General features: G+C 39.6%; 16 protein-coding genes and 1 pseudogene. 11 read left to right on the top strand and 6 right to left on the bottom strand.

The features are described 5' to 3' along the window. Positions 1–19: 19 nt before the first annotated feature. Positions 20–283 (bottom strand): hypothetical protein, encoded by a 264-nt coding sequence (locus V7K60_RS12695; RefSeq protein ID WP_334925968.1) that lies wholly within the window; start codon positions 281–283, stop codon positions 20–22. Positions 284–1,092: 809 nt separating this feature from the next. On the opposite strand from V7K60_RS12695, the gene V7K60_RS12690 reads away from it, so the two are divergent. Both V7K60_RS12690 and V7K60_RS12685 read left to right on the top strand, forming a co-directional pair. Then, complete coding sequence (locus V7K60_RS12690; protein ID WP_334925966.1) at positions 1,093–2,106, top strand: Npun_R2821/Npun_R2822 family protein; 1,014 nt, start codon at positions 1,093–1,095, stop codon at positions 2,104–2,106. A gap of 84 nt (positions 2,107–2,190) precedes the next feature. After that, positions 2,191–3,387: a glycosyltransferase gene (locus V7K60_RS12685; RefSeq protein ID WP_334925964.1), complete on the top strand. Its 1,197-nt coding sequence runs from the start codon at positions 2,191–2,193 to the stop codon at positions 3,385–3,387. A 111-nt stretch (positions 3,388–3,498) separates the two neighbouring features. Here V7K60_RS12685 and V7K60_RS12680 read toward each other — a convergent pair whose 3' ends face one another. Next, positions 3,499–4,098, bottom strand: a complete 600-nt coding sequence (locus V7K60_RS12680; RefSeq protein WP_334925962.1) for a DUF1802 family protein — start codon at positions 4,096–4,098, stop codon at positions 3,499–3,501. Between the two features lie 79 nt (positions 4,099–4,177). On the opposite strand from V7K60_RS12680, the pseudogene V7K60_RS12675 reads away from it, so the two are divergent. Both V7K60_RS12675 and V7K60_RS12670 read left to right on the top strand, forming a co-directional pair. After that, positions 4,178–4,738 (top strand): annotated as a pseudogene (locus V7K60_RS12675) (aldo/keto reductase); the annotation flags it as partial. A gap of 1,312 nt (positions 4,739–6,050) precedes the next feature. Further along, positions 6,051–6,770, top strand: coding sequence for a hypothetical protein (locus V7K60_RS12670; RefSeq protein ID WP_334925960.1), 720 nt, complete (start codon positions 6,051–6,053; stop codon positions 6,768–6,770). Between the two features lie 308 nt (positions 6,771–7,078). On the opposite strand, the gene V7K60_RS12665 is transcribed toward V7K60_RS12670, so the two are convergent. Beyond that, the gene (locus tag V7K60_RS12665; RefSeq protein WP_334925958.1) at positions 7,079–8,011 is read right to left on the bottom strand and encodes an alpha/beta fold hydrolase; all 933 of its coding nucleotides are present in this window, start codon (positions 8,009–8,011) and stop codon (positions 7,079–7,081) included. Between the two features lie 105 nt (positions 8,012–8,116). Here V7K60_RS12665 and V7K60_RS12660 point away from each other — a divergent pair, with 105 nt between their 5' ends. Then, complete coding sequence (locus V7K60_RS12660) at positions 8,117–8,998, top strand: shikimate dehydrogenase (protein ID WP_334925957.1); 882 nt, start codon at positions 8,117–8,119, stop codon at positions 8,996–8,998. Between the two features lie 113 nt (positions 8,999–9,111). On the opposite strand, the gene V7K60_RS12655 is transcribed toward V7K60_RS12660, so the two are convergent. Beyond that, the gene (locus tag V7K60_RS12655) at positions 9,112–10,494 is read right to left on the bottom strand and encodes an aminopeptidase P family protein (protein ID WP_334925955.1); all 1,383 of its coding nucleotides are present in this window, start codon (positions 10,492–10,494) and stop codon (positions 9,112–9,114) included. Between the two features lie 47 nt (positions 10,495–10,541). Continuing rightward, a complete protein-coding gene (locus tag V7K60_RS12650; protein ID WP_334925953.1) occupies positions 10,542–10,793 on the bottom strand; it encodes a hypothetical protein in 252 nt (83 codons plus the stop codon). 180 nt (positions 10,794–10,973) lie between these two features. Between V7K60_RS12650 and V7K60_RS12645 the strand changes: the two genes are divergently transcribed. The 4 genes from V7K60_RS12645 to V7K60_RS12630 all read left to right on the top strand — a co-directional run bounded on the left by V7K60_RS12645 (position 10,974) and on the right by V7K60_RS12630 (position 13,560). After that, positions 10,974–11,147, top strand: a complete 174-nt coding sequence (locus tag V7K60_RS12645) for a transposase (RefSeq protein ID WP_334925951.1) — start codon at positions 10,974–10,976, stop codon at positions 11,145–11,147. Positions 11,148–11,528: 381 nt separating this feature from the next. Then, a complete protein-coding gene (locus V7K60_RS12640; RefSeq protein ID WP_334925950.1) occupies positions 11,529–11,762 on the top strand; it encodes an IS5/IS1182 family transposase in 234 nt (77 codons plus the stop codon). Positions 11,763–12,115: 353 nt separating this feature from the next. Next, the gene (locus tag V7K60_RS12635) at positions 12,116–12,460 is read left to right on the top strand and encodes a hypothetical protein (protein WP_190729359.1); all 345 of its coding nucleotides are present in this window, start codon (positions 12,116–12,118) and stop codon (positions 12,458–12,460) included. 281 nt (positions 12,461–12,741) lie between these two features. Continuing rightward, positions 12,742–13,560 carry a PhzF family phenazine biosynthesis protein gene (locus V7K60_RS12630; RefSeq protein WP_334925947.1) on the top strand — a complete coding sequence of 273 codons (819 nt, stop codon included), beginning with the start codon at positions 12,742–12,744 and terminating at the stop codon, positions 13,558–13,560. Here the strand turns inward: V7K60_RS12630 and V7K60_RS12625 are convergent. Next, positions 13,547–14,011 carry a DUF29 domain-containing protein gene (locus V7K60_RS12625; protein ID WP_334925945.1) on the bottom strand — a complete coding sequence of 155 codons (465 nt, stop codon included), beginning with the start codon at positions 14,009–14,011 and terminating at the stop codon, positions 13,547–13,549. The genes V7K60_RS12630 and V7K60_RS12625 overlap by 14 nt on opposite strands. A gap of 196 nt (positions 14,012–14,207) precedes the next feature. Here V7K60_RS12625 and V7K60_RS12620 point away from each other — a divergent pair, with 196 nt between their 5' ends. Continuing rightward, positions 14,208–14,951, top strand: a complete 744-nt coding sequence (locus V7K60_RS12620) for a class I SAM-dependent methyltransferase (RefSeq protein WP_334925943.1) — start codon at positions 14,208–14,210, stop codon at positions 14,949–14,951. A 187-nt stretch (positions 14,952–15,138) separates the two neighbouring features. Continuing rightward, the gene (locus tag V7K60_RS12615; RefSeq protein ID WP_334925941.1) at positions 15,139–15,345 is read left to right on the top strand and encodes a hypothetical protein; all 207 of its coding nucleotides are present in this window, start codon (positions 15,139–15,141) and stop codon (positions 15,343–15,345) included. Positions 15,346–15,370 lie beyond the last annotated feature (25 nt).

Raw genomic sequence — 15,370 nt, 5'->3', positions numbered from 1 at the left:
AATAACCAATGATGAATGACTATTGATTTTGGATTGTTGACTCTGCGTAGCTGCTGCTGCCAAACTCGTTTGCCCGTGCGCTAGATACTAGTGTCCAACCTGCTTTCAAAAGTTTTTGATAAGTTGCCCAACCTTTAGAACCACCTGGTATTTGATAATCTGGGACTGCAAAATGTCCAAAAGCTGTGTAGGGACGCCAGGGTTGATTGGGTTCTGTCTGCAAATACAAAATTTTCTCTCCGTCACTACCAGACTTAGATAACCAGCACATTTGTCGATGCATTGCAAACTCCTTTGCTTTTAGCTAATGATGCATAATAGCTGATATTTGTCAAGCTATTTATCACCTTTGGGGATAATTTTTGCCTAAAGTATTAGACAAAATGTAATTAAGTTCTATCCACTGCGGGATAATTGCTTAACAATTCATAGCCTGGAAGACAGCTGCTAACGGGACATAAAGATAAACAGCTTTGCCTCACCTTGTTTATCGGGTGAGATTTTTCTCATGTTATCCGCGTTTTTTGCGATTGTGTGTAACAATAACTACTGTTTTTATTGAAGTTTGCAATCAGAGTATTTGTTTTTCTGCTTACATATATAAGCGCATATTTTGAAAATTACTTGTAAAGTTCTTTTGATTAAACACTAAGCTAAAACACATCTAAATTGCACAATTACTTTATCTGGTTGTTCCTAAAGTTTTGATGCATGTTTTAAAAAGTGATCCTCCTACAGATGCTCGCTCCTCTCTACGAGATGCTGTACGTAGCTGTAGCTTGCTTACCCGTAAGGGTACGCTACCGCTGCGCTAACAAATCGTCGCGCCGCTCCGACTTTTCGCTACGGCGGGCTGCGCCAACGTCGAAAGCCTCCGCTCAGATTTCTCTGTTTGTCATTAGTTAAAAGTACTTATAAAAGACAAATGACTAATAACAGTCTTAACCAAAGAATGTAAAACTTGGATATAACTAGTGTCAAATTTCATGAATTTACCGTATATTTACGGTAAAAATGTTGTTTTTACTGAGAGGTATATGGGAAAATACGAACATCATAAATAATTTTGTCAGTCGAGTAGGATTTAATAAAATGAAAGCAGTCGGTATTTACACCCTTGCAAATGATGCTGTATTTGACCAGTTAGTTGCCTTGCTAAATAGTATTGAAGTCAATGTTAGCCAAGATATTCCTGTATGTGTTATTCCTTATAATGATCAATTAGAGAAGGTTACTCAGGAAATTAAATCTAGAAAAAATGTCACTCTGTTTGAAAATAGGGAATCTATTCTACGGTGGGATAATTTTGCAAATGAAGTTTGGGCTGTACATCCATCAACAAAAGAAGGGCATTTATATCGCAATTCTTGGTATCTCAGCCCCTTGTTAAGAAAGTTATGCGCTTTTGATGGAGAATTTGAAAAGTTTGTATTTTATGATGCTGATAGTTTAGCAATGAAACCCCTAAAAAATCTATTAGATAAGCTTGATAGATACGATTTTATATTTGATGATTGGGAACATAAAAAGTCCAGGTTAAATGCAGCTTTAGATTTACCCATTATAGAAAAATCTGGTTTTTATAAAGAGGAAGATATACGTTCTAAGCTGCACTGCTCTAGCTTTTTTGCATCTAAAAAATTTATTTTTTCTTCACCAGAGCTAGAATTTTTAAAAACGTTGCTAATTGAAAAAAATGAAATTCAATGGGTACGCAAACATTGGGATGATGCCTTTTTATTCAACTATATGACATTAAGGTGCAATCGCCCAATTTTCAACTTCACACTTAGCCCTAATGGTGCAGATATAACTGGTAACTGTGCTAATGCAGATCCCTTTGTGAATATTAATAATGTTCTTTACAACCAAGACGGATTAAAACCCATTTATCGCCTTCACTACATGAGCTATTCTTCTAGAGATTTCGCAAGCTTATGTCAAGGAGAAGATATTAATATTTGCTATCGAGACGAATTTTTACACTATCGTTTTCTCAAACAACCAGAAAAAAAGCCAACACGACTAAAACCACCTAGTTTGATGACAAAAACTAATAGATTATTTAACAAAACTGTGAAAAAAATTCAAATCAGCATTTCATAAGTCTGCCCATAATAATCGGCATTTATAATGTTGTGAAAATATTTTCAGAAAAACTGAGTGATACTTTATACTAAGAAAACTATTGTGAAAATTTTAGTTTCGCTACCACGCAACCATCAAAATTTTAATAGCATTGACAATGTTTTGGATGGTACTGCTTCTTCTTCTGGTACTGATGGGGCAATTATCCGCATGGCGGGTATGCTTAGTGATGCAGGTATTGATGTTACTCTTAGCAGTGCAGTTGAAATTGAGAGTACAAAATTAACCTGTGTGAAGCATAATTTTGTAGATACTGCTAAATTTGACAAATTAGCAGTACACCAATCTCACTGGAATGGCAATGAACTTACTTTTGGAAATCAGTTTTTAAGTAAAACATTTCTTTGGCTGCATAATAGAACATCTTGGTCTTTTGTGAGTAGTTTTTTAAATAAAGGCGGTAATCGGATTATTTGCCCTTCAATTTCTCATGCAAATGTTTACAGGGCAATACCACAGTGGTCACGAAAAGTAAATGTAGTTTATAATTCCTACTGCCCTACGTTTAAACCAACTTTAGAACAGCAAGAACCAATATTACTATTTGTGGGAGCTGTTACACCCAGCAAGGGTTTTGTAGAATTGATGCAAGTGTGGTCTCATCTAGTCCAACAAGAAGTAAACTTGCAATTAGCGGTTGCTGGTAGTCTGAGCCTGCACCAAGGGTCTAAATTTAAACAAGGTAGTTTAGGAGTCGCCTCATCCGAGTTTGAAAATAACTATATTCAACCTTGGTTAAAAACTTTACCAGAGAAATACCAACCTGATTTCCTTGGTGCTTTATCACCTGAGTCATTGCGGAAAGCAATAGGCAAATCTTGGGCTGTGATTGTTAATCCTTCCTGGAACAAAAGTATAATTGAAACATTTTGTGTAGCAGCAATAGATGCCCAGGCGTGCAATCGCACAGTATTTTCATTAGCAGAGGGTGGACTTAAAGAAACTGTCTACCGTGGTAAGTTCAAATCATTAGCTAATGAGCAATCTACTCAAGCTCTCAGTAAACTAATTATTAATGGGTTAACTAATAACGAATTAGTGGTAGAAAATGGTAAATTAGCTGGAGAATTCGTCAGAAATAAATTCGCAACACAAGCTATTTGTAAATCTTGGATAGCATTATTGTCAGGACAGCAAACTGAACCAGTTTTACCTAAAAACTGGGAAAGTAAGCGAGACTTCTGGTGTGATATTCTGCGTAGTAGTGGTACATCAAGGCTGATTAGTCAATATCGCTAGATATTTCAGTAATTGGTAGTGGTAAATATGTAGCGATCGCTCTCTTAAGTATAGAGATTTAGACACCCGATTTCTTCAAAAAGTCAGGTATCTGGACAGTAATTTCGGTTATTAGAAGGATGGAACATACAACTTATCACCAACAATCTGGCGAATTGTCTCTACTAATTGGCTGTATGCAAAATTAGATAAAACTGGTTGTGCTGTTTCCAAGTGAATCGATCGATCTAAATCAATCCATGACTTGCAGCCAGCGTATTTAGCATAATAGGGAATTTCTTGCTCTTGCAGTAGTTTATATGTCCGCAAAAGCAGAATATAAAGGGGTTGACGTGCTTTCCATTTGAGGCGATCGCTAATAAAATGCTCGTTCCAAATATGGAAGGGAAGTAAGCTGTTGACAATAGACTCGTCACTCACTGGCAAAATATCTGTAATTTCAGCCCAGCTGCCAATGCGAACTGTTTCAGGATGCCAGCCTGATGTTACTGGATAGACATTATTGGCATATTCAGCTTTCAGCATAAAAGCTTGTTGATGTTCATAAGTAGGGTAAAGCAAAATTTGCTTGTGGGCAACTTGGAAATGTCCATTTCGTTCGTGGATACCGCCTTTGCGGAGTAACATAATTGTTTTGCCATTTTCCAAGGCATTTATGGCAACTGCCCATTCTTTGAGAGCATGAAAAGTTGTAGTCAATTCCATCGGCATCTACTGTAACTCTGATTTAATTTGAAGCTAAGACTAATAAAGTATGAACCTGTCCAAGGTAATAAATTAGGAAACAGTTATGAAAAAGCGAGGTAAAATTCGAGCGATCGGTGTTTCCAATTTTTCTGGCGTCCAGTTAGCAAAAGCAGCAAGTTATGGACGTATTGATAGTTTACAACCACCCTATTCTTTATTCTGGAGACAGCTAGAACAAGATGCATTGCCCTATTGTATCGAAAACAATATTTCTATCCTTGCTTATTCGCCTTTAGCTCAGGGGTTGTTAACACGAAGATTTGCTCTCGGTCATAAATTTGACCCAACAGATAACCGTGCTAAAAATAAACTGTTTCAAAGCGAAAACTTTGAACGTGCTCAACAAGCGCTAGAAAAACTGCTTCCTATAGCGCTTTTTCATAATTGTACCCTTGCTCAGTTAGCTTTACCCTGGTTAATTGCTCAACCTCAAACAAATGCGTAGACGCGTCGTAGCGGCTTGTCGCCAGACATCGCTAGCGGGCGTTATCCCGAACAAGTACAAGACAACGCATTAGCCGCTCAAATTAAGCTTTCCACCGCCCAAATAGCAGAAATTGATGCCATTGGACGCATTGTCACTGACCATCTAAATGACAATTAGATTATGTGGGATTGATGACAATGCAGTTTGGTTACTATGCTTAATCTATCCAAGATACCTTTAACTTTCTTCAAAAGAGGGCTGGGGATCAAATTTCTGGCTCTAGATTGCAAAATCTAACAAAACGTCAATTTTCGTAAACCAAGGGTTGCAATTCATAAATTAAGTGATAATTTAAATATTAGGACACCAAACAGAATAAAACCAAACAAAAAGGGTCAATGACTTAGTGTCCCCTTGTCATCAGCCCAAGCAAAATTTCAGCATATCAAATGTGATAGAAGTGGCAAAAAGCCTAATGTAGAAGGTAAAGCCAAATCCTAAAGCGGAAAAACGCAAGAATGCTGAGTTTGTTAGTTTTTCAGTCCACCCTAGTTATTAACCTTTAGTTAGTTAATTAGTTTAAAATTTGAAAGCTGTAAACTCGATAAAACCTGGTCAACCTTGACCAGGTTTTTGGTATTTTATTGTAATATGATTTTCTCAGTACGGTAGTGAGTGCCGGAATTCACGCTTGAAAAAGTAGGTAGGCATGATTAAATACAAAATAAAATCCTAGTTCGTAGTGAGCGATTCATCGCTTAAAACAATGATTATCAGGACTAAAGTCCTTACTATAGACTTTAATTTATTTACTATTTACGCCTATACTGTAAGGCGGAAGTTAAAAGTCAAAAGTCAAAAGTCAAAAGTTTGTATATTGAGGCTTTTGCTTGTTTAAAATAGTGGCTTGATTTCCGCCACGCTGTACTAATTACTTAGTTGTCAGACTAAGATAACATTAACAAAAGACAGTTAATGTGCCCAAGAAATCTAAAACTTTTTGGGTAGCGTTGTTTTATTACGCTGAAAAAATAAAATGTTTGTATGTTGGGTTAAACTTTAGTGTTACCCAACAAAATCAGGGATTATTGGTATTGATTTACCCTGCAGGGATCTTGCTACGTTCCTTAACCCAACCTACTCCTAGATTTATAAAAACTAATTACAACAAAGGTTTCTAATTTTTATCTCGTGAGAGTCATAAAACAATGTTAGGGTACTTTACTTACAGCAGAATTCAAAATTCAGGAGCGGAGCCGGAGACTCCGAAGCTCCGGTCATAATCCAGAAGTAAAATAGGCTTTATACATGGCTTTGAAACAAATAGTTGTGTACTTCACTTTCCTTGACATCCGCTGTATTTTGTCTATAAAAACAAGGTCGCTTATGTGAACTTGTTTTTATAGAATATAAACTCAAATTAAAACTCTAGCTAATTTTCCAGCAGGTAATAAAATAGGACAGCAACCTATCCTGCTAAGAGAACTTTATGAGAAATTATCGCTTTTTAAATAAAATTACTACAGCTATTATTGTAGCTGCCCTTTCTTTTTCCTGTAAGTCTTCTGTTAGTAGAAATGCAGAACAGGCAAAAGCAACTGAGAAACCGAAGCCACAAGCAAATCTTATCTATGGCGATTTAATTATTAAAGAACAATCAGATTATCTGATGATTCCTGTTAGTCTTGCAGAGCAAAATGAAGATAAAGGAATTGATTTAAGCCTTTCACGTTCTTATGAAAATGAAAGAAGTAACCAATTGTATAACATTATCTTTTATCGAAAGCAAGATGGTGAAGCTCATCTTTTATTAAATAAAAAGGCCATGATCGCCTCCTTCGATTTATTGGAGATAAAAGCAGCAAAGAATCCCACTACAAGACTTTGGTTGTATAAAATCATTGACCAAGATACAAATATAGATAAAAAACTTAACAGCGAAGATGCTACTATTGCCTATCTTTCTGATTTATCAGGTAAGAACCTCCAGCAAATTACCCCAAATAATACTCGAATAATCAGTTGGGTTGCTGTTCCAAGTCAAAATGCAATTTTTATAAAAATTATCAAAGACTCGAATAATGATAAAAAGTTTACAAAAGAAGACAAAACAAATTTTGTGAGGATTAACCTCGATAAAATCGGTATGGGAACTGAAATTATTAGTGACCAAATAGAGCAAGAAATTAAATCTTACGTTTTTAAATAAGTTTTTTCGTAGTAAGGACTTTAGTGCTTAGAAACTTAAGGACTAAAGTCTTTACTACGAACTTGCTTACCCATCAATTTAAACTTGATATACCAATACGCTTGGGTTAAGAGTTATTGGTGTAGATAATTGGTCTTTCAAGACGCGATAAATCGCGTCTCTACATCTGGGTTTTGGGCTGATCTGAACTGTATTGCTTGATAGACTACTAGCTAAGAGGGATCTAGAAGTACTTAAAATCACAGGCAAGCACTTTTCAAACAACCTCTGAAGCTACTTACTAGGAACCTTTAATCATTAACGTCCACTTACTTAGACAAAACCCAATCGCCTAAAAGTTGGTTGACTTTATCGGGTACTTCATCATGGGGACAATGACCTGCTGTTAAGAAATGCTCTGTGAGTTGAGGACAGTATTGACGAAACTTTTGAGAACGCTCTCTAGCATTCATCCAGGGATCAGCTTCTCCCCATAACATCAATAAAGAACAAGTTAATTGCTTTAGTAGTACATCAACTTTTTCCCCTTGAGGACTGCTAAAAACTGAAACAAATACATCCAACGCACCCGGATCAAAAGCAGGACGAGAAATTTCTTCTATCAATTGGTCTGTAACTGCACTTTTATCAAGGTATACCTTTTCTAAAGTTTGGCGAATTACCCAACGTTGTCGTACATATTGAAATAATACAAACTGAGCTAAAGGTTGTTGAAAAATCCATTTAACTGAGTCACCCAGAAGTTTCTCTAAAGAAGAGGGTTTTTTGGGTGGCTGAATTTCGCTTTGCAAAGCTTCCGGTTCAGATGTTGGCTGGTTTTCGCTAAAAGGCCCAGCACTATTGAGCAAGACTAAACCAGCCGCACTGCCAGGACGTTGGGCTGCAACACACAAGCAAGCATAACCACCAAGAGAATTACCGGCTAATACTGCTTTTTGACCAATCACTTCGCTGATAAAATCATGAAGTTGGTCGCGCCACAAGTCGCCACTATACTGCAATTTTGGTTTTGCCGATCGCCCGAATCCCAAAAGGTCGATTGCAAATACTTCAAAATCTTGACACAATCCTGTGATATTCTTGCGCCAGTGGTCTGTAGAAGCACCAAATCCATGTACCAAAAGCAAGGGCGGGCGTTGCGTTTGTTTCTCTCCCGCACGCACGTAGTAAACGTTGTGCCCGCGCCACTGCCAATATTTACCAGGAATTGGAATTGTAGAGGGGGCTGTAGTTGCCTGCATGATTCAAAGAAATGTTAAGTAGCTTTTAATAATTGTAGACTAGCTGAGGAGTGGGGAGTAAGGAACAGGGAGCAGTGGGGATAAATGACTAATGACTAATGACTAATGACTAAAAAAATTACAGGTAAAACTAAACTACTAGGAGTTATTGGACATCCGGTGGAGCATTCGCTATCGCCAGTGATGCATAATGCAGCGATCGCACAATTAGGATTAGATTATATTTATCTACCTTTTCCGATTGAACCACATAATTTAGAGGTGGCGATCGCAGGTTTTGCGGCTGTTGGGGTTGTCGGCTTTAATGTGACAATACCTCACAAACAGGCAATCATTCCTCTACTTTCAGAAATTACGCCCCTGGCTCAAACTATCAAAGCCGTGAATACTGTTAGCCGCCAAAATAACCAATGGGTAGGCACAAATACAGATATAGAAGGATTTATCGCCCCTTTACAGACAACATATAAACAAGATTGGAGTCAGAAAGTAGCGGTAATTTTAGGCAATGGTGGTGCAGCCAGAGCAGTTGTCGCAGGTTGTACTCAGTTAGGTTTTGCCCAAATTCATGTTATTGGGCGCAATATGCAGAGATTAGAAGAATTCCGCAATAGTTGGAGCAATTCACCCCTAGCTGAAAAATTCCAGGTTCATCAATCGGAGGAATTACCAAAGCTCATTCCTCAAGCAAATCTGCTGGTAAATACAACCCCGATTGGGATGTATCCCAAAGTTGATGAATCGCCTTTAAGTGTAGAAGAAATAGCGAATTTACCAACGGGTGCGATCGCTTACGATTTAATATATATTCCTCAACCAACACAATTTCTCCAGCAGGCACAAAAACAAGGTGTAATTGCGATCGATGGATTAGAAATGCTAGTCCAACAAGGGGTAGCAGCATTAAAAATCTGGTTACAGCAGGAAACTTTGCCTGTAGAAGTGATGCGCCAAGCGTTACAAAATCACCTGGGTTTAGGGGAGTGATGAAACTTATTACCCTCTTTAATCCCCCCGATACATTGGGGGAAAATCGGATATCCAGTTTCCTCCCCAATACATACGGGAAGGGTTAGGGTGGGGTAAAATTTAGCATAAACTCAACCATTGACTAGATTTTCTATAGTATCGGCATCATTTGGCAATGCAGCTGTTAAAACTTCACTGCCTTCTGTAGTAACTAAAACATCATCTTCAATGCGGATTCCCCGCACATCGGCAAATTCCGATAAACGCTGCCAATTCACCACATTCTGATATTTTGAACGGACATTAGCATCATTTAAAATTGCTGGGACTTGATAAAAACCAGGCTCAATTGTGACTAACATTCCTGGACGCAGGGGACGATTTAAACGGAGATAGCTTAAGCCAAAGCGATCGCTCCTTTCACGTCCCTCTTCATACCCTGCTAAATCGCCCAAATCTTCCATATCATGCACATCTAAACCCAGTAGATGACCAATACCATGAGGAAAAAATAGCGCGTGAGCATCGATTTCTACTAAATCTTGGGGATTTCCTTGTAAAATACCTAACTCTACTAAACCTTCAGCTATGACCGTAGCCGCTAGCAAATGAATATCCCCATACTCTACACCAGGCTGGATTTTGGCAATGCAAGCATCATGGGCTGCCAACACAACATTATAAATATCTCTTTGCGTAGATGAAAACTTACCGGAAACTGGCCACGTGCGAGTCACATCACCTGCCCAACCCATCTCGGTTTCAGCACCAACATCGGCAAGTAGTAAATCACCTGGTTGCAAACTATGGTGATACTGCTCATTATGCAAAACTTCACCGTGAACAGTGACAATACTGTTGTACGAGGTGGTCATATTATGGGCAATAATTACCCCTTCCATCGCTGCGCGAACTTCTGCTTCTAGTTTGGCTTGGGGTGTTGCTGCCATTCCAGCTTTGTGAGCTTTTACAGTGAGTGCCGCAGCTTTTCGCAACTCGGTTAATGCACCATCATCGTGGGTCAGGCGAAGTGAAACGATCGCCTTAGCTAACTCCAAGTCAATTCCTTGGGGAGGACTTTGTGGTAAAACCCATCTATTTAATAGCTGCGATTGCTGCGTCCAAGTAGCAGCATCTTGGACAGCAAGTGTAGCGGCATCTTCTAGCCAAGACTCTAATTCTGCCATTGGCCCTGCCACATCCGCCCCAATCTTCTCGGCTATTTCTTCGCGCGTTGGCATTTCTCCATGCCAAAGGGCGCTACTGGGTGATGGATCGTCGATGAATAGTTCTAGCTTGCCCGCTTCTAGACGAATTGCTGCCTTTGGTAATGGCAGTCCGGCAAAATAGAGGAAATGACTGTTAGCACGAAACGGAAAAGTATTGGCAGGAAAGTTGCGCGGATTATTACTACCCGACCACAGAATTACTGGAAAATCAATCAGGTTAGCTAGTTGTTGCCGTCGATGGCGTAAAGTATCGCCGAGGGAAGTAGAAGTTTGTTGAATAAGCATAAATGTAAACTCAAAGAACAGGATAAAGGTGATAGTTTTGCTTTTATTTAGTCGTTATCGTCTTTATCGTCATCTTTTTTATCATTCTTGCGCTCGTCATGTTTGTCGTCGTCACCTTTGTCATTCTGGTTAGGCTGTTGCTTAGGTTCTAGGACTGGTTTTTGTTCCTCAATTGGAGCAAGTCGCTGCGGTACCTCAACAACACAGCTAACTAATCCTCCAGAAATTAGCGCTAAGTTGACAGCAGCAAAGATGCTTTTGAAGATTTTTATCCTCACGTTTTCGGTTTGCTTTAACATTGACCCTAGTTTTTGGAGATTGTATTCCTAATTTCTAAGGTACTGTATAGAACCCATTTGATATCTTTTAGACGAGCAAGTAGAATCAACAGAAATTAGGTGCATTGAAGCAGTTTAGGGTTGAAAATGGGGTATTCAAGCGATTTGACTGACGCATAGTGGGAAATAATTGAGCCATTATTGCCGACTAAAAAGAAAACTAGACCGCCTCTGTGGACAAAGCGGCAGATTCTTGACGGTGTATTTTATCAACTTAAGAATGGTTGCAATTGGGCTGACTTACAAGCGAGATTTCCCACCCTATTCGACTGTATTCTGGCACTACAAGCATTGGTGTCAGGAGGGTATCCTTGATAATATTATGACCAATTTGCACGGCAGGGTGCGTGAATAAGTAAAAAAAAACCACGGTGGACGACCCTAATCATGATTGACTTCCCTTGCAGTAAAAAACACTTGTAATGCCAGCGTTGAGTCCAAAGGGTTTTGTTTTTACAAGGCAACAAATGGGATCAAAAGACATCTAGTAGTTGATATACTGGGCAACCCCATCTTTACGCATTGCACCAAAGCCAGCATCTGTGATGACTTTGGGTTAATTGAGATGCTCTCAATTAACATTGATTATTTCAAATCCAAACCAATTGAGCATCCTTTGATTACAATCCTCATAGATCACGGCTATCAGGAAAGAGAAACTTAACCCTTGCGTTAGAACAGATTTATCCTCAAATCATGAGCAAAATCCAATTTGAACTTTCAGCCAAGCCTTCAATTGCAGAAATTGAAGCTAATGGGAAATCTGGATTTGTGGCTGTTGCCGCTAGATGGGTAATTGAGAGGTCAAACGCTTGGGTGGAGCGATGTAAAAGTTTAGTCAAAAATTTTGACCGAACACTCGCTCGTGCCAATGCCAAGCTCAAGCTTTGTTTTATCAGATTGATGCTCAAAAGACCAGCTGCTAGCTAGCTAAAAAAGATATCAAATGGGTTCTATATATCCTTGGACTCCATAAACCTGTCAGTTCACAGATAAGGGCACTCTACTGCTGAGGCAAGGTCGGATCAAGTTATCCGGAAACTTCTCAACGTCTCCCCTCTATCAGGTTTCTGCGATGCGATCTGCTTTGCAGCAACGCTTCGTGATCGCTTTCAGCCCCTACTCATCCCTACTCAATCTTCCAATTAGGCGTATAACCAGAAGTAACTTGGCTATACATTTGCAAGACCAATGCAGAAATACGTCCTGAGAGTTTTGCGATCGCCCATAGCGTTAGGTAAAATCATTTTCAATTGTTGAGATATTCGCTCAGGAAAAAGTTTATGGCAGATAAGTCCGGTCAAGACCCCTCGGAAATCACAGTGGCAACGGTTGATGAAGAACGAAAAGGCACAACTTTCAGCGGTACGGTCATCCTTGGTATAGATCCTGAGGGTGGGGCAGTCGTTTTCTTTAGAGACTTTTTAATTGAAGATTATAAAGGCGAACTTACCGCTTATCTGGCAACAGATGGCGATATAACGAAAAGCATTGATTTAGGCGAACTCGATCATAAAAGCCCCAGTTTTAAGCTGCCAATTCCGCTGGGAACGGATACATTACCATACAATACAGTCGTGTTGAGCGACAAAAAAAGCAAGAAAAAAATCCTGACGATCAATCTATAAAATTTGTAACTTAGCTCGTAGTTCAGCCAAATTCGATTGCCCTCCTGTATAGATCTCAAATGGGTTCTATATAGTGGTTCTCATTAAACAAGTACACCTGTAGGGAAGATGCCCATTAGTGTCAACTTACAGCAATTTTCATGTATTTGAACCACATCTGTTGTAGGGGCGCAAGGCCTTGCGCCCCTACCGCGTGGTCTATTTACCTGAAAATAGTTGTAAGCTGAAAGCTATATCAGGTAGGTGTTTTACACATCACCTCAACTTTCAAGGCGACTCTAATGGGACAAATCATTACTCAGGTTGATGCTTTTACCAATACACCTTTCGCAGGTAATCCGGCTGCTGTTTGTGTTTTGCCTACTCCCCAAGACGATCTTTGGATGCAGAACATAGCCCAGGAGATGAATTTATCTGAAACAGCTTTTTTAGTCAGACAGGATGATGGCTTTAATCTGCGTTGGTTTACGCCTACGGTAGAAGTGCCGCTTTGTGGTCACGCAACTTTAGCTAGTGCCCATGTACTTTGGTCAGAGGGACATTTATCACCTGATGAAGTTGCACGTTTTTATACCAAAAGTGGAGTACTAATTGCTAAGTTGCAAGGTGAGTGGATTGAGTTAGATTTTCCTGTGAATCACTCACAATCAACAGTCGCTCCTCCAGAACTCAAGCAAGCTTTGGGTATACCCTACAAATCACTCTTGCAGAATTCACTAGGTTATCTAGTGGAATTGGCATCTGAAGAATTAGTACGGCAAATACAGCCCAATTTTCAACTACTCAAAACCTTACCTATTTCAGATGTGATTGTCACCAGCCTCACTGACTCTGATTCTCAATATGATTTCGTCTCTCGCTTCTTTGCACCAGGATTAGGTATTAATGAAGACCCAGTTACAGGAGCGGCTCATTGCTGTCTTGCTCCATTCTGGCGCGATCGCTTGCACAAAAATGAATTTTTGGCTTATCAAGCATCCAGTCGCGGTGGAGTCGTGAAGGTGTATTATGACGGGAGCGATCGCGTCTTTCTCGCCGGACAAGCGGTAACTGTGTTGCGAGGTGAGTTATTTACCGCATCAAATATTACAAATCAATAATATCCGGCAAAAACTCACCATCAAGAGCTTGGGCAATGGAATAAGGACATTCCACTGGAAACGTATTTATTGGTAGTTCAGTTTCATTACTAGCAGCTTTCAATCCCCAATGATAGCATTGGGCTAAAACTTCTTCTGGATAAGACTTGAGGCTGGGACTCTCTTGTAGTAAATCTGCAATTTTGTGGCGCTGCTGATTAATCGTATTTCGCCAAGAGCCACTCTGCAAACTAGACTGATGTTGCCAGTTGAGCAAATGCTGTAATAATACTTCCAAGCGGCTTTTCAACTCTCGTCGTTCTGACCATCCCAAGCTTTCAATCTCCTCAATCACAGCATCCCAGTCTACTTGTCCAAATTGTCCAGCACGAATGAGTTGTACAGTTTTTTCTGTCCATGCTGCAAAGTCTGTTTCATACAACTGGGCTGCGCTTTTCGGAATTTGGGTCATGAGCTTCTGCAATCTACCATATACTAGCTAAATTGGAGATACTTTACGCCCATTTTAACGTCAAGAAAGCGATCGCATCTTTTTAGCCATACAAGCCGTAACGTGCTTATTTTTAACTGTTGATGTTGAGGTAGCAAGCAGAGAATTTAACTTTTCAGACATCCTTTAATAAAAAACTTGCAAGTGAGGTGAAAAAATGGCAACCGTGTTTGATAACATAGCTCTCCAGTTTCAAAAACTTAATAAATTGCCTTATCGCTTGTATGGCGAGGCATATACATACTTAAATTTAATCGGAGATATTGCCGGGAAATCAATCCTCGATTTAGCTTGTGGAGAAGGATTTTTCACACGATTGCTCAAACAGAATGGTGCTGCACGTTTGGTTGGTGTGGATATTTCCTCAGAAATGATCAAATTGGCAAGACTTGAAGAAGCTTCTGTTCCACTTAATATTGAATATATCATCGGTGATGTCATGGAAATTGGTTCTATTGGCAGCTTCGATCTTGTGGTAGTCTCCTACTTGCTGAATTGCGCTTCAACTAAAGAGCAACTACTCGAAATGTGTCAGGCCATAGCAATTCATCTGAAACCTGGTGGTCAATTCATCAGTTTGAACAATAATTTAGAACTGCTTCCAGAGTTTTATCATAAACATGAGAAATATGGCATTGCTAGGAGATGTGCCCAGTCGCTGCAAGAAGGTACTCCCATCACCTTAACATTGAGCATTCCTGATGACGGTGAGTCTATCAGTATTGATAACTACTACCTTAGCCAAGCGACTTATGAATGGGCCTTGATGAGTGCTGGTTTTAAAGAGATCCGCTGGCACCATCCCATAGTCTCTCCCAAAGGCATACAGAAATTTGGCTCCGAGTTTTGGCAAGATTACATTGACTATCCCGATATGATCGGCATTACCTGCCTAAAATAGCTATCAATGCAGTTGGTTATCTCATGTCTGCCAAATCACCCATAATAAAAGAACCCCACCCCCAACCCCTCCCTGCAAGCGGGGAGGGGAGCGAAAGCGCAGCTTTTGCAGGGTGGGGTTCCGGTTATTATGGTTAATTACCCGGACATCATATTAGGGGCTGTTAGGGAGTTTTGCAAGATATCTAATGTTTGTCAGGCGAAACAATCGCATTGTTAGGCGACACAATCGCATTGTTAAACGAAACAATCGCATTGTCAGGCGAAACAATCGCATTGTTAAACGAAACAATCGCATTGTTAAACGAAACAATCGCATTGTCAAGCAAAACAATCGCATTGTCAAGCAAAACAATCGCATTGTCAGGCGAAACAATCGCATTGCAGAAGATTGAGTTAAAATTGCACGTCAATACAAAC

It is taken from the genome of Nostoc sp., from assembly GCF_036917555.1.
Taxonomy (GTDB): Bacteria; Cyanobacteriota; Cyanobacteriia; order Cyanobacteriales; family Nostocaceae; genus Nostoc.
Note: the sequence above shows the minus strand (reverse complement) of the source record. Positions and strands in the feature narration are given on the sequence as shown.